This is a genomic window from Ruegeria sp. CDSA079, assembly GCF_059612245.1.
Window position 1 is genome coordinate 33,575 of record NZ_JBXWQF010000019.1, and the last position, 23,530, is coordinate 57,104.

23 protein-coding genes and 3 pseudogenes are annotated in these 23,530 nt (G+C 54.4%); 15 read left to right on the top strand and 11 right to left on the bottom strand.

Features of this window, described 5'->3' with window-relative positions:
• Positions 1 to 21: 21 nt before the first annotated feature.
• The 5 genes from AC2FJZ_RS17385 to AC2FJZ_RS17405 form a co-directional block, all read right to left on the bottom strand.
• Positions 22 to 1,308, bottom strand: a complete 1,287-nt coding sequence (locus AC2FJZ_RS17385) for a TRAP transporter large permease (protein WP_496779214.1) — start codon at positions 1,306 to 1,308, stop codon at positions 22 to 24.
• A gap of 15 nt (positions 1,309 to 1,323) precedes the next feature.
• Positions 1,324 to 1,836 (bottom strand): TRAP transporter small permease, encoded by a 513-nt coding sequence (locus tag AC2FJZ_RS17390; protein WP_496779216.1) that lies wholly within the window; start codon positions 1,834 to 1,836, stop codon positions 1,324 to 1,326.
• Positions 1,837 to 1,907: 71 nt separating this feature from the next.
• On the bottom strand, positions 1,908 to 2,927 hold the full coding sequence (locus tag AC2FJZ_RS17395; RefSeq protein WP_496779218.1) for a TRAP transporter substrate-binding protein: 1,020 nt from the start codon (positions 2,925 to 2,927) through the stop codon (positions 1,908 to 1,910).
• 54 nt (positions 2,928 to 2,981) lie between these two features.
• Positions 2,982 to 3,362 carry a cupin domain-containing protein gene (locus tag AC2FJZ_RS17400; protein WP_496779220.1) on the bottom strand — a complete coding sequence of 127 codons (381 nt, stop codon included), beginning with the start codon at positions 3,360 to 3,362 and terminating at the stop codon, positions 2,982 to 2,984.
• Between the two features lie 26 nt (positions 3,363 to 3,388).
• Positions 3,389 to 4,165 carry an IclR family transcriptional regulator gene (locus AC2FJZ_RS17405; RefSeq protein ID WP_496779222.1) on the bottom strand — a complete coding sequence of 259 codons (777 nt, stop codon included), beginning with the start codon at positions 4,163 to 4,165 and terminating at the stop codon, positions 3,389 to 3,391.
• Between the two features lie 405 nt (positions 4,166 to 4,570).
• On the opposite strand from AC2FJZ_RS17405, the pseudogene AC2FJZ_RS17410 reads away from it, so the two are divergent.
• Positions 4,571 to 4,798, top strand: a pseudogene (locus tag AC2FJZ_RS17410) (DDE-type integrase/transposase/recombinase); the annotation flags it as partial.
• Positions 4,799 to 5,044: 246 nt separating this feature from the next.
• Positions 5,045 to 6,100, top strand: a complete 1,056-nt coding sequence (locus tag AC2FJZ_RS17415; protein WP_496779224.1) for a tyrosine-type recombinase/integrase — start codon at positions 5,045 to 5,047, stop codon at positions 6,098 to 6,100.
• A gap of 56 nt (positions 6,101 to 6,156) precedes the next feature.
• On the opposite strand, the gene AC2FJZ_RS17420 is transcribed toward AC2FJZ_RS17415, so the two are convergent.
• From AC2FJZ_RS17420 to AC2FJZ_RS17430, 3 genes are read right to left on the bottom strand one after another with little or no spacing between them, the layout of a single operon-like run.
• A complete protein-coding gene (locus AC2FJZ_RS17420; protein WP_108862329.1) occupies positions 6,157 to 6,501 on the bottom strand; it encodes a type II toxin-antitoxin system RelE/ParE family toxin in 345 nt (114 codons plus the stop codon).
• The gene (locus tag AC2FJZ_RS17425) at positions 6,498 to 6,755 is read right to left on the bottom strand and encodes a type II toxin-antitoxin system ParD family antitoxin (RefSeq protein WP_496779227.1); all 258 of its coding nucleotides are present in this window, start codon (positions 6,753 to 6,755) and stop codon (positions 6,498 to 6,500) included. Before AC2FJZ_RS17425 ends, AC2FJZ_RS17420 begins: the two co-directional genes overlap by 4 nt.
• A 3-nt stretch (positions 6,756 to 6,758) precedes the next feature.
• A complete protein-coding gene (locus AC2FJZ_RS17430) occupies positions 6,759 to 7,010 on the bottom strand; it encodes a hypothetical protein (RefSeq protein ID WP_496779229.1) in 252 nt (83 codons plus the stop codon).
• Between the two features lie 846 nt (positions 7,011 to 7,856).
• Here AC2FJZ_RS17430 and repA point away from each other — a divergent pair.
• From repA to AC2FJZ_RS17475, 9 genes are all read left to right on the top strand, one after another.
• Complete coding sequence (gene repA, locus AC2FJZ_RS17435; protein ID WP_496704136.1) at positions 7,857 to 9,038, top strand: plasmid partitioning protein RepA; 1,182 nt, start codon at positions 7,857 to 7,859, stop codon at positions 9,036 to 9,038.
• A gap of 1 nt (position 9,039) precedes the next feature.
• Positions 9,040 to 10,023 carry a plasmid partitioning protein RepB gene (gene repB, locus AC2FJZ_RS17440; RefSeq protein WP_496779231.1) on the top strand — a complete coding sequence of 328 codons (984 nt, stop codon included), beginning with the start codon at positions 9,040 to 9,042 and terminating at the stop codon, positions 10,021 to 10,023.
• Positions 10,024 to 10,217: 194 nt separating this feature from the next.
• Positions 10,218 to 11,312 carry a helix-turn-helix domain-containing protein gene (locus tag AC2FJZ_RS17445; RefSeq protein ID WP_496779233.1) on the top strand — a complete coding sequence of 365 codons (1,095 nt, stop codon included), beginning with the start codon at positions 10,218 to 10,220 and terminating at the stop codon, positions 11,310 to 11,312.
• A gap of 23 nt (positions 11,313 to 11,335) precedes the next feature.
• Positions 11,336 to 11,692, top strand: coding sequence for a CopG family ribbon-helix-helix protein (locus AC2FJZ_RS17450; protein WP_496779235.1), 357 nt, complete (start codon positions 11,336 to 11,338; stop codon positions 11,690 to 11,692).
• A gap of 20 nt (positions 11,693 to 11,712) precedes the next feature.
• The gene (locus AC2FJZ_RS17455; RefSeq protein ID WP_496779287.1) at positions 11,713 to 11,970 is read left to right on the top strand and encodes a type II toxin-antitoxin system RelE/ParE family toxin; all 258 of its coding nucleotides are present in this window, start codon (positions 11,713 to 11,715) and stop codon (positions 11,968 to 11,970) included.
• Positions 11,971 to 12,472: 502 nt separating this feature from the next.
• Positions 12,473 to 13,498, top strand: a complete 1,026-nt coding sequence (locus AC2FJZ_RS17460) for an ABC transporter substrate-binding protein (protein WP_496771511.1) — start codon at positions 12,473 to 12,475, stop codon at positions 13,496 to 13,498.
• Positions 13,499 to 15,715, top strand: coding sequence for an ABC transporter permease (locus tag AC2FJZ_RS17465; RefSeq protein ID WP_496779237.1), 2,217 nt, complete (start codon positions 13,499 to 13,501; stop codon positions 15,713 to 15,715).
• On the top strand, positions 15,712 to 16,785 hold the full coding sequence (locus tag AC2FJZ_RS17470; RefSeq protein ID WP_496779239.1) for an ABC transporter ATP-binding protein: 1,074 nt from the start codon (positions 15,712 to 15,714) through the stop codon (positions 16,783 to 16,785). The genes AC2FJZ_RS17465 and AC2FJZ_RS17470 overlap by 4 nt, the downstream gene beginning before the upstream one ends.
• Position 16,786: 1 nt before the next feature.
• Positions 16,787 to 17,353 carry a histidine phosphatase family protein gene (locus AC2FJZ_RS17475; RefSeq protein ID WP_496779241.1) on the top strand — a complete coding sequence of 189 codons (567 nt, stop codon included), beginning with the start codon at positions 16,787 to 16,789 and terminating at the stop codon, positions 17,351 to 17,353.
• 6 nt (positions 17,354 to 17,359) lie between these two features.
• Here AC2FJZ_RS17475 and AC2FJZ_RS17480 read toward each other — a convergent pair whose 3' ends face one another.
• Both AC2FJZ_RS17480 and AC2FJZ_RS17485 read right to left on the bottom strand, forming a co-directional pair.
• Entirely contained in the window at positions 17,360 to 18,151 is a 792-nt protein-coding gene (locus AC2FJZ_RS17480) for an inositol monophosphatase family protein (RefSeq protein ID WP_496779243.1), read from the bottom strand.
• Positions 18,152 to 18,493: 342 nt separating this feature from the next.
• Positions 18,494 to 18,922 (bottom strand): DUF2461 family protein, encoded by a 429-nt coding sequence (locus AC2FJZ_RS17485; RefSeq protein ID WP_496779246.1) that lies wholly within the window; start codon positions 18,920 to 18,922, stop codon positions 18,494 to 18,496.
• Between AC2FJZ_RS17485 and tnpA the strand changes: the two genes are divergently transcribed.
• From tnpA to AC2FJZ_RS17500, 3 genes and pseudogenes are all read left to right on the top strand, one after another.
• Complete coding sequence (gene tnpA / locus AC2FJZ_RS17490; RefSeq protein ID WP_496779248.1) at positions 18,899 to 19,327, top strand: IS66-like element accessory protein TnpA; 429 nt, start codon at positions 18,899 to 18,901, stop codon at positions 19,325 to 19,327. The genes AC2FJZ_RS17485 and tnpA overlap by 24 nt on opposite strands.
• Positions 19,324 to 19,392: pseudogene (locus AC2FJZ_RS17495) on the top strand (IS66 family insertion sequence element accessory protein TnpB); the annotation flags it as partial. The gene tnpA and the pseudogene AC2FJZ_RS17495, both read left to right, overlap by 4 nt.
• 62 nt (positions 19,393 to 19,454) lie before the next feature.
• Positions 19,455 to 20,138 (top strand): annotated as a pseudogene (locus AC2FJZ_RS17500) (IS6 family transposase).
• Between the two features lie 148 nt (positions 20,139 to 20,286).
• On the opposite strand, the gene pdxR reads toward AC2FJZ_RS17500, so the two are convergent.
• Positions 20,287 to 21,780 carry a MocR-like pyridoxine biosynthesis transcription factor PdxR gene (gene pdxR, locus AC2FJZ_RS17505; protein WP_496779250.1) on the bottom strand — a complete coding sequence of 498 codons (1,494 nt, stop codon included), beginning with the start codon at positions 21,778 to 21,780 and terminating at the stop codon, positions 20,287 to 20,289.
• Between the two features lie 158 nt (positions 21,781 to 21,938).
• Between pdxR and AC2FJZ_RS17510 the strand changes: the two genes are divergently transcribed.
• Positions 21,939 to 23,522 carry an ABC transporter substrate-binding protein gene (locus AC2FJZ_RS17510; RefSeq protein ID WP_496779252.1) on the top strand — a complete coding sequence of 528 codons (1,584 nt, stop codon included), beginning with the start codon at positions 21,939 to 21,941 and terminating at the stop codon, positions 23,520 to 23,522.
• The last annotated feature ends 8 nt before the right edge of the window (positions 23,523 to 23,530 follow it).

Genomic DNA, 23,530 nt, shown 5'->3' on the forward strand with positions numbered 1-23,530 from the left:
TTTTCTCCTGACTGATTTAGCTCAGTCCATCAGACCGGGCAGGAACAACGAAATTTGCGGAAACGCGAGCAGCAGGGCCAAAATTATGATCTCGACCAGAATGAACGGAGCTACACCCTTGAAGCACTCGCCTACGGGAACTTTGGTCAGACTTGAGGCCACAAAGATGTTGAGCCCAAGCGGCGGTGTAACCAGTCCTATCTCAACCGTTTTGGTGATGATGATCCCGTACCAGATGCCATCAAACCCGAGCTGTGAAATCAGGGCAAAAGTAACCGGAACGGTCAGCACCAGAATGGCCAGTTGGTCCATTAGCATACCAAGGATAAGGTAAACGAAGACCAGGATGATCATTACTGTCCAGGGCTGCATTCCAGCATCGCGGATCGCATCCAGCAGGTTTTGCGTTGCCTGTGTCAGTGTCAGGAAATAACCAAACATCAATGCGCCAGAGATGATCGCAATGATCATAACAGTCGTGCGCACGGTTTCCGTCAGTGAGGCCAGAAACTCCTTGCCCTGAAGCCGTTGCATCAGGAGGACAATTATCAACGCCGACAAGGAACCGATGGCGCCCACCTCTGTCGGAGTAGCAATGCCACTGTAAAGCGCGCCAATCACGATGGTCATCAGCAGGAAGACAGGCCAAACCGTACGGATCGAGGCAATTGCAGCTGGGCGGTCGAAATTTGGACGTGCGGGGACAGCTTCGGGCTTCAACGCACCCATCACCATGATTGCGGTCGTATATCCAACCACAGTTAGCAATCCCGGCCCGACCCCGGCAATCAGCAACTTGCCAATCGAAACCTCTGTCAGAATACCGTAGATGATCAGAATGATTGAGGGCGGGATCATGATCGCCAGCGTGCCTGAAATGGCGATGACACCCACCGACAGACGATCAGAATATCCAACTTCACGCATGGTCGGGTAGGCTGCCGTGGACATGGTCGCGGTCGAGGCGGTACTGGAGCCGATCACGGCTGCCATGAAGGCGCTCGCCATCACACAGGCGACGGCAAGACCGCCGCGGACACGACCCAGCCACAGATCACAACAAACAACGATATCACGAGCCATACCGGACTTGGCCATGAACTGCGACATCAGCACGAACATCGGTACCGTCAGCAGAACATAGTTCGCACTTTCCTCGTGCAGCACATCGCCCAGAAAACTGGTTACAAGGGCTCCACCCCCCGTAATCCACAACCCAAGTACGGCTGAAGACATCAGCGCGAACGCAATGGGCATTTCCAATACGATCAACAGGATAAGAGCGGCAACGCCGATAAAAATTTCCATGAGTTCCCCTCCCTCTTACAATTCGTCTTCGTGGCTGCCGACGATGACCGGGCGGCCCAGAAATCCATATTGAACGGCGTTGATAAGCAAACGCACCGAAAGCACACCGGCACCGATCGGTACCCAGACTAATGACAACCAGACCGGCCAATCGATGACCCCGAAGATCACGTCACCTTCGTGCAAAGTTTCCATTGTGCGCTTGAAAGACGCCTGCGTCATAAGGGCAAAAACCAACGCGGCGAGAAGGTTGTTCAACGCATAGAGCGGACCTTTCAGCTGCTCTGGCAGAAACCGCGTCGCGACATTGATCCGGATCATCGCCCCATTGCGCTCACCCCAGGACAGGGCCAAGACGCCAACGATAACCATCAGATAATACGTAGTGAAATCAAACTGAAACGTCAGCGGCGACTTGAACGCATAGCGCCCGATGGCATCGCAACTTACCAGGATCATCATCACGAAGACCGAGATCCCGGCGATCCAACTGAGCAAATTCTCAAGTTTTTCAAAGACATTGAGCATCATCAACTCCTCGGTCACGTTGGAAGAAAAAGAGGTGCCGCCCGCGAATAAGCGGCACCAGGTGGGGAGGATCAGTTGCCCTCGGCGGCAGCCACAGCCGCTTCGAATTCAGACACAACCTCAGCTGCATTCAAACCACGGTCTTCCATACGGGCGACCCAGGCGTCTTTGACCGAAGCCATCATTGGTTCGAGCGCCGCAAGCGTTGCGTCGTCGAACTCGTAGACAGCGATTCCGAGATCGCTAAACTCCTGCAGGGCTTCAGCAACCTTGGCGTCCTGATATTCGCCAAGATGCGACACTGTCTCATCCCCGGCCTGGATCAGAGCCTTTTGCTGGTCTTTACTCAGCGCGTTGAATGCGTCGGCGTTCATCACGGCAGTAATTGCAAAAGTCCCGAATGCGCCGTTCGTGCTGGTGGAGCCTATAACTTCCTGAAGATTATATGGTTTCACGCTGCCGGGCGGCAGCAAAGACCCGTCCAGCGTACCCCGCTGAATCCCCAGATAGATATCGGGCGCCGGCAAAGATACTGGCGTGCCCTCGAAAGCTTCGACAGCCAGATTCAGGGTTCCGGATGACCGAATTTTCATGCCCTTCAGATCATCAGTGGAAGAAATCGGGTCACCCGCCAATACCAGTTGGTATGCTGGCAACACTGCCGCAAACAGCGGCACAACGCCATTTTCGTCGAACTCATGGCGCAATGCGCCTTCCTTGACCAACTGCCAGTATGCCTGGCTTCCGGGCAGGGATTCTCCGGTCATGCCTGCAATCATCGACGCACCGTTCAGTGGCATCCGGTCGCTGACATAACCAATACCGACATAGCCGGCCTGAACTGCATTATCCCGAACCTTTTGCAGAATGCCCTTGGCCTTAGCCAGTTGACCTGCCGGGAAGTGGCGGAAATCAACCTCGCCACCTGTCAATTCCTCTGCCCGGTTCATCCAGAACACCATGCCCTCTTTCGAAAGGTAGTGTTCCAGCGGAAAGCTGTCGGCAAAGGAAATTGTCTCAGCTTTTGCCTGTGTCGAGGCCGCAAGAAGCAGGGCCGCTGCCGCAGCCTTGAAAGTGGTTGTGATTTTCATGGTTTCGGGGCCTCCTCACCCCGGGATGTGGATTATGTCATCCGTTGAGGAGCGTCATAGATCGACGCGCGCGCCTTCGCCGTAGGGCGGGCCATAAACGACCATGACGCGAATGGGTTTGTCGCCTTTGGCGACGAAAATGTGCGGCATCTCGGCGGGAAAGAAACAACCCTCACCCTGTCCGATCACACGGGTTGTCTCACCGATGGTAACTTCGGCCTCGCCGTCCAGCATGTAACAGAACTGATCAATCCCCGGATGGAAATGAGGAGTTGCACCCTGACCAGGATCAATGGTGCCGATCACAACTTCCAGATGCTTGGTCCCCTGTTTCGGACCAACCAATCGGCGGTTGACAGTACCAGTATGCCCTGCGGGTTCATACGCTTTGGCGTCACACTCGCGAATAAATAGGTTCGTTACATCAACAGTCATGGTCGCTTGTCCTAAATGGGGTTGAATCATTTGGTTTTCGACGCTGCTCCCGCGCTTAGTCCGGCAGACTGAAGTGCTTGAACAATCTCGTCTGCGGTTTTGTGCAGGCAGTCAGCGAACTCGAGATATCGGCCTTCCATGCGGTAGTTCGGTCCTGCTACGGAAAGACCAAGCTGGCGGCCTTCCACTTCGATAGGGACGCCAATGCCTGTTACGTCTGGTGTGTATTCTGAGAGATTAAGAAAATACCCTTGTGCAATCCCCTCTTTGATCCGTTTTTTCAACGTATCCTGATCGCTGATGGTGTTTTCGCGCAGGTCGACGAAACTAATTCCCTGCAATTCCGCACTCAATTTCTCTTCGCGAAACGTCGACAATATCGCCTTGCCACCGGATGTTGCATATACAGGTCTGCGGCTGCCCACTTCGGCAGAATAACGGATGGATTGCCGGGATTCCGCAACCGCCAGATAAATCACGTCATCTTTTACCCGGGACGCAAGAAGCGCAGTTTCGCCTGTTTCGTACGCCATTTTCCCAAGGAATTCATTGATAAGCGCCGTAACAGGATCGCCGAAAGCAATGGCCTCGCCCGTCGCGAGCAATTTGCGGCTGGGATAGAACCCACCACGCTGACGCACCTCATACAGATACCCTCGAACAGATAGGGTCTCGATCAGATTATGCGTGCTGGATTTAGGCAATCTCAGCGCTTCTGATATTTGCGTCATTGTCATCGGTCTCTTTTCCTGCGCGAACAGCTCTAACAGCGTAAGTAAGTGATCCGCTTGCTTCACAATCATGAACTTTTTTTCACACTCCTGAACTTAGATTTCAAGGTATTTTTTTGTCAGTGATGGTCTTAATGGGAGATTCCCCCGCAATTTCATCCTGATATCTTCGGTATTTTTTTGACTTTCCGCAGCCGAAGTTACCCGCACTGTACGGGATACCAAAGCCGAATCGTCGATTCCCGGTACCTGCTGCGGCTTTGATGGAGCCGGCATCCCCTGATCATCCGTCTGGTAGATTCTAGAGATGAAAGGGGGTCGCCAAGTTATAGACCTTGCTGTCGCTGAACCGTTGAATTCCGGACGCAAACATCTTTGATGGGGGATCTCGCGATTTTGTTCGGATGTATCGCAAACTTTAAGGCTCATTTGGCGAGCATGCGGAATCTGACGTTGTTTCCGCAAAGGGATCTGTTGCACAAGGGCCTCAATAACCGCGCCGAAAACAGCCACCTCCCATTCCAAAAGCGGGAACGGACGATGCAGAGTTTTCGGTCCCCAGGAGGTTTGCAGAGGTTCGTGACAACTCATTCAGCCGTTCGAAATTGCTTCTGTGTCCCCGCACTCCGGCGCTCAGTCATAACAATCCGATATCACCGCCTCGAGGCAATTGATGTCTGGGATGCCGCTAATCGAGCCGCTTGAAATCCGAGCATCAGCATTCCTTGGTAGGCCGGAAGTTAATGTGACAACACCGAAAAATATCTTTCCAGATAATCCGATCGAACCCTTGATTTCGGCTTCGCTGCAGGCTCCTTTCCCACCTTACGCTCATAAAGTGGCAATTATGATCGTCACCTGAGTAATTGCGGGTTCATTCCATCACACTCGATAAGTATCGCTTATCAGATATGATTGCTTTTGCCAAAAAGGGTGCGCAGAATAGCACCCATGACAGCCCCCGCGCCCTATCTGCCCAGCCCCTCCCCGGCCCTCTCAGTCGAAGATCAGAAGGCGTTGACCGATCTGTATGTGCGCGGCACGCCCGCCAACACGCTGCGCGCTTATGAGCGGGATCTGCTCTATATCACGGCTTGGAAATCCGCGCGCTTTGGCACGGCGCTGGACTGGCCGGAATCCGAAGCCATCGCCCTCGCCTTCATCCTCGATCACGCGCGTGACCTGAGCGACGCACTGGAAACGGATATGGCGCGCGAAACCGCAGAAGCGCTAATTGCTCAGGGGCTGCGCAAGTCCCTCATCTGCCCGGCTCCCTCGACACTGGACCGGCGCATAGCATCCTGGCTGGCCTTCCACCGGATGAAGAACCTTGCCAGCCCCTTTGGCACGCCGCAAGTCAAACAGGCTCGGTCCAAAGCCCGCCGCGCCGCCGCTAAGCCCCCGACCCCGAAATCGGCCCACCCGATCACGCGCGACGTGCTCGAGCAGTTGCTGGCCACTTGCCGAGGCAGCCGTCGGGACTGCCGCGACAGGGCCATACTGATGCTGGGCTGGGCTTCCGGCGGGCGCCGCCGGTCGGAACTGACCGGCTTGATGCACGAGGATGTGTCGCTCAAGGAATTTGAGGAAAAAGGTCGGGTCTGGATTTCATTGCTGGAAACCAAGACCACCAGCAAGGGCGACACGCCGCGATTGGTGCTGAAATCCCGCGCCGCACAGGCGCTGGTGCATTGGATCGAAGTGGGCGAGATTCGGGACGGCCCCTTGTTCCGGCCAATCTCCAAGGCCGACCACGTGCTGAGCCGCCGCCTCAGCCCGGATGCGATCTATCAGATCGTCAAACACCGGTTGCAAATGGCTGGGCTGCCGGAGGGTTTTGCCTCACCGCACGGGCTGCGCTCGGGCTTCCTGACCCAGGCCGCACTCGACGGTGCCCCGATCCTGGCCGCCATGCGCCTGTCCCTGCATCGTTCCATGGCCCAAGCACAGAAATATTACGACGATGTGGACATCGCGGATAACCCGGCGACTGATCTATTGGGGTGAGCACATACTGACTTCTTAAAGAATTCCCAGCTTGAGGGAAACTCCGGCTGCTGTGCCTATGTCTTGTTTCCTGTCGCATCCGTTAACGTGGCCAGCGCGGAAACATGTCGCGGCAGGTCGCAGCGGGAATGCAGGATATCAACAATGATCACCGCGTCCGGCTGATCCAGGTAGACCAGGAAGTGCTCTCCCGCCCGTACATATCTGAGATCAGCTGCCTCCTCTACCAATATAGAACAGCTGCGGCTGGCCGCCCTGCCCTCCGTGATGGCCTGACAGCGCGCTATCAGTTCTTGTTCATAAAGATCGGCTTGATGCCGTCCAAACTTGTCGATGGTCCATCGGGCAATTTCCACCAGGCTGGCTTCAGCACGGCGTGTCAGTCGAAAGGGTTTGGTCACGCTTTGGTTCGTGCCCTTACAAAGGCACGACGGATCGCATCCGTACCGCCGCCTTCTGCCAGATCTCCTGCCTGAGCCTGGGCTACGCCCTCCTGCAGGCCTTGTCTGAGAGGCACCAGTCCCGCCTCTTCCCGCTCCAGAAGACGAAGACCGGCGCGCAACGCTTCACTGGCGTTCTGATAGCGACCGGACGCAACCAGGTCCTGCACCAGTTGATCCTGCGTTTCTGTAAGTACGACATTGCGGGTTACCATGGCTTAAGCCTCCTGATTGGCAATATATGCCAACGAAGGTACTTGTTCAACAATTGAAGTTTCCACACCCGGTAGTTTAATCAAGCCGTTCTTATTGCCGGCCTGACAGAGCAAATAAGTGCTCACCGCCGTGGCAGGGTTAACCATCGCCCCTACGCTTTCGCAAATTCCAAACACAGGGCCGACCTCCTTGCCCCGAACACCGCCCATCCGATTACCTTTGATATTCTCGAACAGCAGATGGTCACCATTCAAGGTTCGTGCCGGGACAACCGTGACCGGATCATCCTGTTACTGGGCTGACCTCGGGTAGATGGCAGCATTCGGTGATCGGCGGGATCTTTTTGGGGGATGTGTCGCTGAAGGAATTCAACGAGAATTACATAAATTAATTGTCGCTGCTGGTAGTTGATACCACCCAAAAAGACAAGACTCCACGGTTGGTGCGCAAGGGCCGCGCAGCGAAGCCGTTGGTGCATTGGATCAAAGTGGGTCGGATCGAGGACAACCCCCTGTCTCACTCGGTCTCGAAATCTGGCTGGATGCGGAAACGCCGCCTCAACCTGGACGCCATCGCCCAGATCGTCAAACACCGACTGAAGGTGACAGGACTACGAAGGATTATACCTCACCGCATTGGCTACGTTAGGGTTTCCTGACCCAAGCCGCGCTGGACGGCGCCCCGCCCTGGCAAGTCAGTGAACTTGCCGGCACCTATCAAGAATCCCCACCAATTCGGTTTTTGAGCGGCGTGAGGCTCAACACTCATTTGATTTAGTCATCTGCAACTTGAGCAAACTGAGCGCATTGCAGTATTTCTGACAGGATTTCGCTTGGCTATAAGGACAAAGTGGTCGACGTCAGGAAACCCTCTGAACTGGAACTTCGAAGCCAAACTTTTACTGCAACCATGCAACCTCCAAGCGCCTCTTAAGTACCCAATGGAGACGTGAGTTAACAGCTGTTAACTTCAGAACGCTTGTGCAGGCTTCGTAGCGACCCACAAGTTATTGATTTTTCTCTTGACATGAATCGGAATACGAGTGCCTAAATGTACTCAAGTTGCGCAACCAAACAAAAATGAGCAGGAAAACTGCAACTATGCTACAGACCACACCAATTGCTGCGACGACGCAGTCTCACGTTACACGTGAAATCTCTGATCGTCTACAAGTTGCACTGACGACCCACTTAACTCAGGCGTATTCTCCTGAACTGTCAAAGACCCTCAGACTCTTCAGCGCGACAGAGGTTGCCGACCTGTTTGGCACAACCGGACAGTTCTTGCGAAAGGGCCATGCTGAGGGCTCTCTTCCGGAGCCGGAAGTCAACAAGAACGGCCGTCGCTTTTACTCCGGAGCCGAAATCAAAGCGATGCGCCAGATCCTTGAAGGCAGTTCCAGAAAGCCCGGAAAATACCTTCCCGGCCGTCGCGATGCCGACCAGCTTCAGGTTATTCAACTCATGAACTTCAAGGGTGGCAGTGCAAAATCCACTTCAGCCATTCACCTTTGCCACTATCTTGCGCTTCAAGGTTATCGCGTTCTGGCTATCGACCTTGACCCACAAGGCAGCTTGACCGGATTCTGCGGAATTCAGCCAGAAATCGAGTTTGAGGGGAATTCGATCTATGATGCTCTGCGCTACGAGGACCCGGTCCCGATGTCCGAGTGCATCCGGACCACTTACTTCCCTGGCTTGGATCTTTCCCCCGCTCAGTTGATCCTGTCAGAGTTTGAAACGGAAACCGCTGTCTACGCCCGAAAAGGCGTTCCCTTCTATAATCGACTTGCCAGCGCAATCGAAGAAGTCGAAGCAAACTATGATGTAATCATTATCGATAGCCCTCCTTCATTGGGTTTCTTGACGCTAGCAGGATTGTTTGCGGCAACATCCGTGATCGTGCCGCTGACACCGAGCATGTTGGACGTGGCCTCCACGCAGCAGTTTCTTGAAATGACTTCGGCATACTTGGAAGAGTTTGAGAACTCCGGGATTCCGATTGTCCATGACAATTTCCGGTTCCTCATAACACGGGACGACCCCTCGGATACCCCATCACAGCAAATTGTAAGTCTGATGCGGGCGCTGTTTCAGGATCGGGTGATCGGAGCAACTGCGCTGCGAAGCACGGCGATTGCCGATGCCGCGATGCTGAAAATGACAATGTACGAAGTTGTTCGATCAGAAATGACACGGTCAACCTATGACCGCGCCCGATCAAGCATGGATGCCGTCGGGCACGAAGTCTCAAACATGATTCAAACCGCGTGGGGCCGTTGAAATGGCACTTAAACAAAACAAAACCAGCATGGCTGCAGCGATTGCGGCGGCAGCCGGAAACCCGCCCATTCCGCCTACGAAAACCGAGCGTGCCAATGCCGCGCTTCCACGAGGCACCATAGCTTCCGTCCGTGTTGGCGCCGGCGGAATCCAAGAAATCGATACCTCGCTCATATTGCCTTGGGGTCCAAAGGACAGGCTTGGAGTCGAGTTAACACCTGTTAACTCAAAGGCCGAGCCGAACGTCGATGCGGCTGTTCTAGAACTAGCCGAAAGCATCAATGAAGCAGGCGGCCAACAGGTCCCGGTCCTCTTGCGACCTTCCGAGGAGGTAGATGGTCACTTCGAGGTTATTTATGGCCGCCGTCGCATCCTGGCCTGTCAGCATCTAAACCAGCCTGTACGCGCGCTGGTACGGACTCTCGATGACAAAGAGGCGCTTCAGGCGAAAGGTCTGGAGAACTCTTCTCGTGTTGATCTCAGTTATTATGAGAGGGCTCGGTTCGCCCGCGAAATTCTCAACCAGGGATATGACCGTTCGGAAGCGATCACAGCACTTGCTATATCCAAGAATACGCTGTCGCAATTGGAGCGGATTACCAACGACATTCCTAACGATCTCGGGGATATGATTGGGCCGGCACCTAAGTCTGGTCGCCCGAAATGGACTTCTCTCGCTGAAGCATTGCGAAAGAAGGCAATTACAGCGAATAGTGCAAAGAAAACTCTGGAAAAGCTCAACGCATCTGATTCCGATGATCGATTGAACGGGCTCTTAGGTAGCTTAACTCCTAAGAAAGAAGCACAAGAAATCCGACCGGCACCTGACGTTGTCATCAAGACCAGCAATTCCACTGTGAACATGACGATCAAAAGATCAGGAGAGAATGAATCCTATACGCGTTGGCTTGAGGAAAACCTTGGTCAATTTATTCAGGAATCCTACGAGCGTTTCAAAGAAGGCGCCGAGGAAAAAGCGAGTTAACAACTGTTAACTCTACATGAGGCAACGAGCAAAAGGAGGAAGCAAAAAGAAACCCCCGAAACCTAAGGCTCCGAGGGCTGAAAACCAACTAGTGGTTATAGATTTGACACCTAAACCCTAACAGCCCGCGAATCACGAGACAACAAAAAACGCCTCTGGGTGAACAGGTTTTCTTTGTCTGCTGACAAAAACTAATGAAAACACTAAAAACATTGGCTCCAAATGGAGCAACCATGTCGGAAACGGCAGGGCAGGGGACTTGTACGCCAAAAAAATGGATGCTTCTTCGGGCCGTTGAAGAGGCCAGAGAACCTCTTGGGGTAAAATCCACAACTCTCAATGTCCTGAGAGCGATGATTTCCTTTATGAGTGGGGATCAGATTTCTGCGGATCAGGATGATCATCATATCTGCTTCGCTTCCAACGTAGCGATCGCCAAACGAACTCATGTCAGCGTGCAGACTGTTGAACGCCATATCTCGGCGCTGGTTGAGCTTGGGCTTATCCGTCGCGTCATGAGCGCAAACGGTAAACGTTGGGCACGTCGGAACCGACAGGGCAGGGTGGTCACTGCAACTGGACTGTCCTTGATGCCTTTATCTGAACGGCACTCTGAGCTCATCCAGGAAGCCCAGAGGCACGCTGATCGAGTTCTCGAGTTCACTGTACTCCGCGACAAGGTATCGGCCGCTCTGGCGCACCTCAGAGAGCTCGTAGCAGACGACACCGCGATCTCAGATTTGATGACCACCGTGCGTAATGCTCTGCGTCGCAAACCAGAAGCAAATGTACTAGGCGAACTTCTGGCGGAGATCTCTGTGGAAATCTCCCAGATAAAACAGGCAGACACAGAAAATTTGAGGGCCAATGACCATGAAAATGAGGGGCACAAAGAGGACTCTTTGAATCCGATAGTTAAGAAAGAACAACAATCTCAGATTCTAGTTTCTCCAGATCAAATGGAGCGCAGCTTTCCACGTTTGTGCTTGGAACTTCGCTTTGCCCGGGATCAGTCGCATTGTGACCGACTTATGGACGATATCGCAGAATACCTACGATTTGGTCAGACATGGTATGCTATGAAATCGACATATGGCCCAGCTCTCCGTTTCATGGTGCTCGGATATATTTTTCAACGAGCTGAGAATATAAAATCTCACCAAGCCTATTTGATCTCACTGATCTCGAAAATCGATCGGGGAGATATGCAACCAACCGCATTGTTGACGCATAATTCAAAAATCCGCGGAAGTGCAGGCCATACCCATGATATCTCATCTCGCCCATGAGCTCAGAGCAACAGATGTAGTTCATGCCATCGGTCTATTGTGAACTGAATGCCAATGTATTACATTGTACTACACTGCGGAAACAGGTGATTGCGATGAGTACCAGCCCATATTCAATCCGTCTCGATGAAGACCTGAGAAAGACCCTGGAACGGGAAGCTGCGATCGAAGATCGACCGCCTGCACAACTCGCCGTACGGGCAATTAGAATGATGTTAGAATCCAAAGCCGCTAAACGTGCAGCCATTGATGCGGCTGTTGAAAAAGCAGACCAAGGCAAGTTCATCACGGCAGACGAAATGAATGCCTGGACAGACAGCTGGGATACCGAGAATGAACTTTCGGCTCCGGCAGCAAGCGGGCAATCCAATAGCCAATGAAAATTGTATTTCTCGAAGATATGGCCCGGGACATTCAGTGGTTCCGTTACTACTTCACGTCAGTTTTTCCTGAAGGCAGCGAAAGGGCACGAGCTCAGCTCAAAGCCATTCAGCTTACTCTTGCAGCCAACCCTTATGCAGGTCACCCGAGTGACACACGCCGAGACATACGGGAGCTCTCAGTGCCGCGAACCCCATTCACGCTGATCTATCGTGTAATGCCCACCCAGATAGAAATTCTGCGTCTATGGGATACCCGGCAGGGCGCAGGTTACTGAAACCAGGAGTTTAAATTGGCGGCATCAGGCGGGCAGGGTAGGGGCAAGCAACCGAACCTACTCTGCTGATCGATCGCTAGATTCTGAACAGAGGGCGGAGAGCGGAAGTTCGCTGCAGCCGCACGGGGACTCAGATTGCAGGCAAAAAACAGACCTAAAATTCGCAATACTATGCTTGCTCTACATTGGAGAGAAAGGTCGCTTCGGCAAAGGGCAATCTAAACAACGCGGCATCAAAATACGCTCCCGATCCTCTCACTTGGTGCTCTAAACTGGCTTGGTGATTCAAAAGTTGACGGTGCAAGAATAATGGTATTCGTGGAATTTCCTTGCAGAACTAACAGTACGGTGTTGAGATTGTTTCTGTCATTGGGAGGCTGGTCGGATATTGATTTGGCCAACGCAATTAGATCCACTAGCGACTTTGAGCGACCGCCTCCAACGACGAATTGACGAGTATCGCGCTGTGAATTTCGGCACGACACATAGGGGAGGAAAGAAATTGAAAAATCTGACGACAACGCTGGCGGGATCGCTGATAGCATTTGCGGCTTCGGTAAGTGCGGCCCAAGCTGAGAAGCTGACGTTTTACTGCTCGGCACAGGAAGATTGGTGTCAACTCATGGCGCGCAGTTTCGAGGATGCCACCGGCATAGACGTCAATATGACCCGCAAGTCGTCGGGCGAGACGTTTGCACAAATTCGCGCGGAAAGTTCTAACCCTAAAGGCGATGTATGGTGGGGCGGTACCGGTGATCCCCATTTGCAAGCGGCCGAAGAAGGCCTGACGATGGAATACGTGTCGCCGATGCGTGACCAGCTTCACGACTGGGCGATCTCGCAGGCTGAAAGTGCAGGTAACAAAACCATCGGAATTTATTCAGGCGCACTCGGCTACGGCTACAACTCCGACCTCTTGGCCGAGAACAGTTTGCCTGAGCCTGCATGTTGGAAAGACTTGCTGAAGCCCGAGTATAAAGGGCACGTGCAAATGGCGAACCCGAATTCCTCGGGCACCGCTTATACGACGCTTGCCTCGATGGTTCAGATATTTGGCGAAGACGACGGCTTTGAGTTCATGAAGGGCCTACATTCGAACATCAACCAATATACCAAGTCGGGTTCAGCCCCAATCAAGGCCGCCGGTCGGGGTGAGAACACCATCGGTATCGTATTCATGCATGATGCGGTCAAGCAGGCCGTATCAGGTTTTCCGGTCAAGGTCGTGGCCCCATGCGAAGGCACAGGCTATGAGATCGGCTCGATGTCGATCATTGATGGCGCTCGAAATGAAGAAGAAGCCAAAAAGTTCTATGACTGGGCGCTCAGCCCCGAGGCCCAGAACCTTGCGCTTGAGGTTAACGCCTTTCAGGTTCCCTCCAACAAAAATGCGGAAACCTCTGAAAGCGCGCCTGACATGAGCCAGATCAAGCTGATCGACTATGACTTTAAAAAGTACGGCTCGTCAGATGAACGCAAGCGTCTTTTGCAGAAATGGGACGAAGAGGTCTCTGTGCTGCCTCAGTAAGTGACTGAAACCACGTCAAAAACGAACCACCCGGTTCTGATCTTCTGGATTGTTGCCGGGTGGATCGGTTTCTGTCTGCTGCCATGGTTCATGGTAGAGGATGGCATTTGGTCATTCGTATGGCAGGTCGATGGATATCCGTTCGATGAAGATTATGCGCCCGCCGCTTTTCTGATCGGACAAGGCGAAAAGCTTTGGCTTACGCCGCTTTTGGTCCCGCTTGCGTTGCCTTTGTTGGTATTCGGCAAACCGAAGTCCGATCCGCAATACGCGCGCATCCTGATTTTGGCTGGTGCCTTGGGTTTTGGCTGGTTGATTGCGCAAGGGTTCTCAATTGGCATTCGCGGGTTCAATTTCGAATGGATGAAGGCACTGTTCGGAGAACCAAAGATCCGCCAGTTCGGCATGGGATACGGCGCGATGATCTGCGCCACAGCGTTCCTGTTCCTTTTAACTCAGGGTATTGCGGCGCGCGGCGCCATCAATGGCGACGTTTTCGTCGTCAGCGCAATTGGTGGCGTAATCACCATTGTTACAGTTTTCGTCTTCTTTCCAATTGCGAAGATGTTGTTTGCCGCCTTCGTTACTGAAGATGGTGCCTATTCAGTTTCGGTTTTTGCCTCGAAGTTCTTTGATGACCGACTTTGGGGCTTGGGTTGTTTTGCCGGTGCCAAATGCGGTGCCGCGTGGAACTCTCTGTTTCTTGCAATTCTTGTGGGTTTCATCACGACCGTGCTTGGCCTTTGTTTCGCGCTTGTCGTCACACGGTCGGGATTCCGCTTTAAACGCGGGATGCGCGCGCTGACGGTCTTGCCGATTATTACACCGCCTTTCGTGATTGGTCTGGCACTGATCCTACTGTTTGGGCTTTCCGGGTCGGTCACCAGATTTGTTGCCGAGATCTTTGGCGTGCAGCCGACGCGCTGGCTATACGGTATGCCCGGAGTGCTGATCGCTCAGACGCTGGCATTTACGCCAATCGCCTTTCTGGTCTTGATCGGGGTGGTCGAAGGGGTGTCACCTTCGATGGAGGAGGCCGCCCAAACCCTTCGAGCCAATCGTTGGCAAACCTTCAAAACCGTGTCCCTGCCTCTGATGCGCCCGGGCCTGGCTAATGCTTTTTTGCTGGGGTTCATCGAATCCATGGCCGATTTTGGCAACCCACTTGTCTTGGGCGGAAACTTCGATGTGCTTTCGACTGAGATATTTTTTGCCATCGTCGGTGCGCAGTACGATCAGGGCCGGGCTGCTGTTCTGGCCATGGTGCTTTTGTTCTTCACACTTTCTGCCTTCTATGCGCAGCGCGCGTGGTTGGGGAAAAAGAGCTATACCACCGTTTCCGGCAAGGGCGACGCGGGTGTACATCCCTTGATGCCAAGGGGCCTTGCTATACCGGTTCTGGGCATTGCAATTGCCTGGGCGGTATTCACTGCCGTGGTTTATGGGATGATCATCTACGGAAGTATTGTCGAATTGTGGGGCGTCGATAACTCGCTGACGTTCAAACACTACGTCACAGCCTTCTCGGTCCGCTTCGAGGAAGAGGGTATTCGCTGGACCGGAGCCGCCTGGGACAGTTTCTGGACCACAATCACCATCGCCGGCATTGCCGCGCCGCTGACGGCCGCCGTGGGGTTGGTCACGGCCTATCTGCTGACAAGGCAAAGTTTCGCCGGCAAGAATGCGTTTGAATTCGGAACGATGCTCTCTTTCGCAATTCCCGGCACGGTTATTGGAGTCAGCTATATTCTGGCATTCAACGTGCCCCCGATTGAGATCACTGGCACGGGCGTTATCCTTGTCGTCAGCTTTATCTTCCGCAATATGCCGGTTGGGGTCCGCGCGGGTATCGCGTCGATGTCGCAATTGGACAAATCCCTCGACGAGTCCTCGCTAACGCTTGGTGCGAACTCGTGGCAGACATTCAGGCGCGTGATCCTACCGCTTTTGCGGCCGGCCATCCTGGCTGCGCTGGTCTACAGCTTTGTCCGGGCAATGACGGCGATTTCGGCGGTGATATTCCTCGTTTCCGCCGAGTATGACATGGCTACCAGCTATATTATAGGTCGGGTCGAGAACAACGATTACGGTCTTGCAATCGCGTACTCCACAACGCTGATCTTCGTGATGTTGGCGGCAGTCGGGATGTTACAAATCCTCGTTGGCCGTGTTCAGATCGGGCGACGTACACAACTCGGAGCAGAGAAAACGACATGACCGAAACGACTATTGCAAGTAAGGCCGCGCCTGTTCGTTTCGACGGTGTTTCGAAAGTGTTCGGCAAGGATGTGGTAGCCGTTGATGGCATCGATCTGCACGTCCAAGCGGGCAAACTGGTGACGCTTTTGGGACCCTCAGGCTGCGGTAAAACGACGACGTTACGCATGATCGCAGGTCTGGAAATGGCGACCTCGGGCCGAATTCTGATCGGCGACCGAGACGTGACCAAATTACCCGCTACCGACCGTGACGTGTCGATGGTATTCCAATCCTACGCGCTTTTTCCTCATATGAGCGTGCTAGAAAACGTCATGTATGGGTTGACCTTTTCCGGCTTCGACAAGCGCGAGTCCCGATCGCGCGCGCTGCATGGGTTAGACTTGGTTGGCCTGAAGGGCTTCGACAATCGTTTGCCAAGCGAACTTTCCGGCGGGCAGCAACAGCGCGTTGCCGTCGCTCGTGCATTGGTTTTGGAGCCACAGGTTTTGCTCTTTGACGAACCTCTCTCAAACCTCGATGCGAAACTGCGTCGCCAAGTGCGCGAAGATATCCGTGCCATTCAGCAAGATCTCGGTTTGACCGTCGTCTATGTGACTCACGATCAGGAAGAAGCCCTTGCCGTTTCAGACGAGATTGTCGTCATGCGTAACGCTGCTATCGCTCAGATCGGAACACCGCGTAAACTCTATGATGCGCCGGTTGACCGGTTCGTGGCCGATTTCATTGGTGAGGCTAACCTGATCAATTGCACTATCCTTTCCGTCGAAGGCGGCTTAGCCAAGGTCGAGATCGAGAGCTATCAACACACCCTCCCCTCTCGCGGTCTAACACCAGGACCAGCAACGCTGGCCGTGCGCCCGTCACGGATTTTGATTGGATCTGATACCGGCATCCCGGCCAAAGTTGCCAAGGCGACCTATGTTGGTGTGAGGATGGAGTACACTCTGGCCGGTGCCTTCGGGCAGGTATTTGCTGTGCAGGACGACGTGGACGAACCGCTGGAAATCGGCTCGGAAGTCAAAATGTCTTTTGCCGGACGCGGCCCCGTTCTGTTGCCGGAAGGGTGATGTGGGTAAGCTTTTAGTCGTCTCTCACCCGGAGGTCGTCGTCGAACCGGAGACACCGGTCACCGAATGGGATTTGAGTGAAATTGGCCGCGCCCGAGCTGACACATTTGCACAAAGTAAGACCATGTCGTGCGTGACAGACATATGGTCCAGCACCGAGCGAAAAGCGTCCGAGACAGCGGCTATCCTTGCAAAGCCATTGGGGCTGGTCGCGAAATCCGAACCTGGACTGGGAGAAAACGACCGAAGCACTACCGGATTCCTTCCTCCCTCGATATTCGAGTCCGCCGCTGACACCTTTTTCGGGGCACCCAATTCCAGCTTCCGCGGCTGGGAAACAGCCCATGCTGCTCAATTGCGTATCGTTCGAACAGTCCTGTCAATCGTCAAAAACCACGACGGAAGAGACCTGGCCATTGTAACCCACGGCGCGGTCGGAACACTGCTTTGGTGCCATCTGGCAGGGAAGGAAATTGACCGGCGGTTTGATCAACCTGGGCAGGGCCACTTCTGGCGCGCGGATATTAAGTCCCTTCAACCTGAGTTCGGGTGGCGCCCGATTGCCTGAAAGACGTCATTCGTTCCAAGCGTCGTCGCAGATCATTTTCAAGGTCTCAAACACGGCCGGTGTACCCGCGATCACGCGACCACCGTCCCGGATCATCCCGTCGGCGTCTTGATCCTCGATCTCGCCACCTGCTTCGGCAATCATCAACTGACCGGCTAGGCAATCCCAGGCGTTCATGTGCTCTTCAATGTACCCCAAAAGACGTCCCGCCGCGACATAGGCCAGCGAAAGCGCACCGCTTGCATTGCGATGATAGAGAGCGCCACGTTCGATAAGGGCCGCAATCACCGGAATGACCTTTGATGCTTCGACCCGGTTCGAATAGCCGATTGAGACGGTTCCACTTGCAAGTTCCACTCTTGAGGCAACCTGCATGGCGTGTCCATTCAAAGTGGCACCTTCGCCTCGAACCGCCACGTAAGTTTCACCAACGTTTGGCTCGAAAATCACACCGACCTGCGTCTGACTGTCCGAAACGCCCGCTAAGACAATCGTCCAGGCCGGAATGCCATTGACGAAGTTCGTTGTCCCATCAATCGGATCAATCACCCAGTCAAAACCGCTGGAGCCAGCTTTTTCGGCGTGTTCTTCGCCATAAATCCCATCATCGGGAAAAGAGTTCATGATCTTTTGACGAATGAAGGTTTCGACGTTGCGATCCGCCTCGCTGACCCAGTCCTGCGCGCCCTTTTGATCAATGGCCAAGGTGTCTCTGGCAGCAAAATACTCTAGTGCAAGCGCGCCCGCCTCTTCGGCTACCGCGACGGCGAAGTTTCTTCGTGCAATGATGTTATGCATTGGTCGGCTCACTTCCTGCTGAGTGCATCACCACATCTACGGGAAGGGGTGTCGGAAAACAAAACAGTGTTTGTCAGGTCAAAATCCACCTTCTTCGCGTCAAATGTGTTTCTGTCGGAAGAATATCCTTATTTAAGCACTCATTCACTTCCACACAGTGGAGCCGCACGTTGCTCGTGACCAACGTCGGCTTTCTTTAGAGAACGCTGCATCGCTGCGATTGAAGTTGTAGCGACGGGCCTGTGTGGATGGCTCCTGCATTGCGGAGAACGTAGAATGTGTTCACGGATGAAGTGCCATCCCTCGAAAACACCCCACTCGCACAATCCTTTCTGCGCAGAGTCAGTCGAAGTAGTGCACCAGCGGGTGGGCGGCGCGGAAGATCTCTATCAGCAGATCGATTACTTCGTCGTTAAGCAGCAGAGCGTCTGGCAAATCTTTGCGGCATCCCAGGCCAGCCATTTTCAGATAGGGCGCGGCGGGATCGTTACTTGCAAAGCCTTCCGGCACAGTACCCAACGCCTTTCGCGTGACAATTCCGTCTGGGAAAGCCTTCTTAAACGCAGGGTCGTCCAAGATGGCTGTCAGGCCGCTCGGATCATCGATCAAACGCGTCCGTATTCGGACGAGCGCGTCCTTGGAGGGTTTGAAAAGTGCAGCTCCTGTGGAGCAATTTTCTGGCTCGATGTGGAGATAGTAGTAAGCGTCCGTCCTTGCTGCACTGACGGTCCATAGAGTGTGTCGATAGTGTCCACCATTGAAAGTGGACATCTTGAGGGCAGATATGGGGGCAAGAAGGGTCAGAAGAAGCGGTTCTGGTCAGACGATGAGAAGGGGTCGATCTGTGCGCAAACCTGCGCGCCGAGGCTATCGGTAGCGCAGGTCGCGCGGCGGTACGCCATGAACACCAATCTGATCCACAAGTGGTTGCGTGATCCAAAATTCGTACCTGATCTGAAGGCTGTCGAAGAACAGACTGCCCCTGAGCCGTGCTTCCTTCCAGTTGAGGTCGTTGACCGGCCTTTGAGCGAAGAACCGGCCCCCACGCTTGTGGCCAATGCCGCTTCCGGCCACAGCGCGATTGAGATCGACATCGCGGGCGGTCCTCAGCTGAGGATTGTCGGTAGCTACGATCCCGAAGCATTGGCTCGGCTCATCCGAGGCCTTTCTGCATGATCCCTGTCCCGGCGAACACGCGCGTCTGGCTGGCTGCCGGTGTGACCGACATGCGGCGTGGGTTCACAACGGCATTGTCAGATTAAACATACTTGAGGCGGGTAGGGCGGTTTCGTAGCGTCTGTCCATGACAAAACGCTCCCCATTTTGCTATTTCAAAACGAGCCCGGAGATCATCCGCCTAGCGGTGATGATGTACGTTCGGTTTCCACTTTCGTTACGAAACGTGGAAGACCTACTCCATGAGCGAGGCATCGACGTGAGCCACGAAACCATCCGGTTTTGGTAGAACAGATTTGGTCCGTTGTTTGCCGCTGAGATCCGCCGAAACCGCGTCCATTGTCTCCGCGCGTATTCCAATTGGCGGTGGCACTTGGGCGAGGTTTTCGTGAAGATCAACGGTGAGAGGCATTACCTTTGGCGGGCGGTTGATCACGAAGGTGAGGTGCTGGAAAGTCACGTCACGAAACGTCGTGATCGTAAAGCCGTGAAACGCTACGGAAAACCTGAAGCAATTGTATCTGACAAGCTCCGGCCCTATGGTGCTGCGATGAAGGTCATCGGCAATGCTGACCGTCAGGAAACCGGCCGATGGAAAAACAATCGAGCTGAGAATTCTCACCTACCTTTCCGACGAAGGGAGCGGGCGATGCACCGCTTTCGCCGCATGCGAATTTTGCAGAAATTCGTCTCCGTTCACGCTTCCGTCTTCAACCACTTCAATCAAGATCGCAGCCTTTCACAAAGGCGCCATTTCAAGCTGATCCGGACCGCGGCTCTCGCTGAGTGGCGCGGTCTTTGCACTGTATAAAGGACAGTGATGTTGGCCTAGGAGAGACCAGTTCGAATTCGTCTGACAGCACCCAATTCGGCGTGGCAACCTCAGTCAAATGAAAGCAACCTGACAATGCTCAAGTCCCAAAAAAGGTAACACTTTGTTCAGATGAAAGTCTGCTTCCTCAAATTTTATTACTGTTGAAGTCAGAGAGGCATGAACAAAGACCCGCAACAGCAGTCGGAATGTCTTCCTCATGGGTGCAGCCAAAACCCAATAACAGCCCATTCAAGTCCCGCCGCTGCATACAATAATATGAGAGCGCATAGGCCGCCACGCCGTGTCCATCCAACGCATCCAGCATTTCCGTATCCGGCAGGTTGGCAGGCAGGTCTGCAATCACTCTCAGCCCGCTGGTATTCTTGTGCAAGGTCACAAGCGGGTTGGAAATGCGAGCAAAGCTGTCAATCATCGCTTTGCGGCGACGTGTATAGGCACTGTGCATGCGTCGGATATGGGTGTTCAGATATCCCTGCTCAATAAATTCTGCCAACACCGCCTGCAGCCAAGTGTTGGGGCCGCGGTCAGTGACGGCGCTGAGCGCCATCAGCGGCCTGGCCAGCGCCCGGGGTGCAATGATGAAGCCAAGCCGCAGCGAGGGGAAAAGCGCGTTGTTGAAGCTGGAGACGTAGATGGTACGCGCATGGTGGTCGTCGCAGTAGATCGCCGGGTCCGGGCGCCCGCCGAACATAAACTCATTGTCCAGATCATCCTCGATGAGCCAGGCATCATTGCGGCGGGTCCAGTCCATCCATTCTAGCCGCTGGGCAATCGGCATCACGGCGCCCAGAGGATACTGGCAGGAGGGTGTCAGATAGGCCAAACGTGCCCCATCAGAATCCGGGCCGTCAGGCGGAACGGCGGCACCGGTTTCCGTCACCGGGACAGGCACGATCGCTCCGCATTGAGCCAGAAAGCTCATCCGTACCACCGGGCTGGATGGATCCTCCATCAACACTTTGTCGCCAGGGTTTAGCAGCAGAGCAGCAATCAGATTCAGCGACTGCTGGGAGCCGGTAGTGACAATGACCTGACTCGGGCTGCATTTCAGGCCGCGCCGGTTCAGTACGTAATCACAGATTGCCTCACGCAGGGGCACAAAGCCGCCGGGCTGGCCATAGGCCATCATCGTACTGTCGAGCCGGTTGCGGATTCGGTTTTCGATCCGGCCCCAGATCTTGTGCGGGAACAGATCTATGGCAGGAATGTTGGCCAGGAAGGGGCGCACCAGGACCGGATCGAAGTAAGATGAATCCAGCCCCTCTGTTACCGCTTGGCCGCGTTTCGATAACGTTGGTGGAAGGGCGGTTTCCGGCACGTTCATGACGCTGGCGTTAAGGCCTGGAAACTCCGGGTTGACGAAAGTTCCGGAACCGGTTCGGCTTTGCAGGTAACCCTCACTAGCCAATTGCTCAAATGCGGCGACAAGGGTGCTGCGGGCTATTCCGTGGTGTTCTTTTAGCCAGCGGGTTGAGGGCAGTTTCTGCCCGGGTTTAATTTCCCCGTTCTGGATCATCCGGCGCAGGTGCTGAACCAGTTGCAGATAGAGTGGTGTGCCAGCCTCGCGATCCAGTTTCAAAAATGGCAGCGGAGCAAAATGCTTGGTTTGCCCTGGCACGTGCGAACTCCAAATTGGTTTGCAACATTTAATCTAAATGGACGTAGCAAATAAAGCCACTTTCTGCCAACAAATCTGTGAATGCCCTGTCTTGGGCACATGAACAACAAGAAGGCTGTATGGCCCTGCTGGGGCCGGAGCAGCCAGCAGGGGAAAACATGTCTGACATCATCAATCACTATGTGAAAAAGGCGGCCAAAGGCTTCATAAGCCGCCGAGAATTCATCGGCCGCCTTGGCGCGCTGGGTGTGGCCGCTGCCAGTGCCAACAGCCTTCTGGCCTCTGCTGTGCGCGCCGAGGGTCCGAAAAAGGGTGGTTTGATCCGTGCGGGCCTGCAGGGCGGCGCCAGCACCGATAGCCTGGATCCGGCGCTGTCGGCTAGTTCCGTGACTGCCAACGTGCTCACAGCTTTTGGCGATTTGTTAGTGGAAGTCAGCCCGCAGGGTGAGATTGTTCCCCGTCTGGCGGAATCGGTCGAGGCGTCCGATGACGCAAAGACCTGGACCTTCAAGATTCGCAAGGGTGTGGAATTTCACAACGGCAAAACGTTGACGCCGGACGACGTACTTAAGACCATGCAGCGCCACTCAAACGAAGAGGCACAATCCGGTGCGCTGGGTATCATGCGTGGCATCGAGTCGATGAAGGTGGATGGCGATTATTTTAGCGTTTCCCTGGATACGCCGAATGCAGACCTTCCATACCTGATGGCAGACTACCACCTGGTGGTTCAGCCGGATGGTGGTATGGCGCACCCGGCTGCAGGCATTGGCAGCGGCCCCTACACTGTCGAGGTCAACGAAGCCGGCACCCGCTACGCATTCAAAAAATTCGCCAATTATTGGGACGAGGACCGCGGTCACGCCGATGAGATCGAGATCCTGGTGCTGAACGATGACACCGCCCGCGCGGCAGCGCTGCAGAGCGGTCAGGTCCATTTCATCAACCGGGTTTCGCCCAAGATCGCCAAGTTGCTGGGTCGCGCGCCTGGCCTGCGGATCGAGACCATATCGGGTCGCGGCCATTATGTCTTTGTCATGCACACCGACACGCCGCCGTTTGCCAATAACGACCTGCGAATGGCGCTGAAACTGGCGGTCGATCGGCAGGAGATGGTCGACAAGGTGCTGCGCGGATTTGGCAGCGTCGGCAATGACATGCCGATCAACGCTGCTTATCCGCTGTTTTCCGGCGATATCGAGCAGCGCAGCTTTGATCCGGATCAAGCCCGCCATTACTACCAAAAATCCGGTCACGATGGACCGATTGTGCTGAAAGTGTCGGACGCCGCATTCCCCAGCGCGGTGGATGCCGCAGCGCTGTATCAGCAAAGTGCGGCCAAGGCAGGTATCCCGCTTGAGATCCAGCGCGTGCCTAGCGATGGCTACTGGTCCGAAGTCTGGAACAAGGAGCCATTCTGCGCGTCCTATTGGGCAGGCCGTCCGGTGCAGGATCAGATGTACTCCACTGCCTATAAATCGGATGCCGACTGGAACGATACTCGCTTCAAGCGCGAAGACTTCGACGCACTGCTGTTGCAGGCCAAGGCAGAGCTTGATCCGATCAAACGTACATCACTCTACCACGAGATGGGTCTGATGGTGCGCGACGAAGGCGGCGCCATAATCCCGATGTTTAATGATTTTATCGATGGGGTCAGCGAACAGATCGGCGGTTGGGAAGGCGATCCGGGTGGTGGCACCATGTTCGACGGCGCTCTGGTCAAGACTTGGCTGCTGTAGTCAAAGCT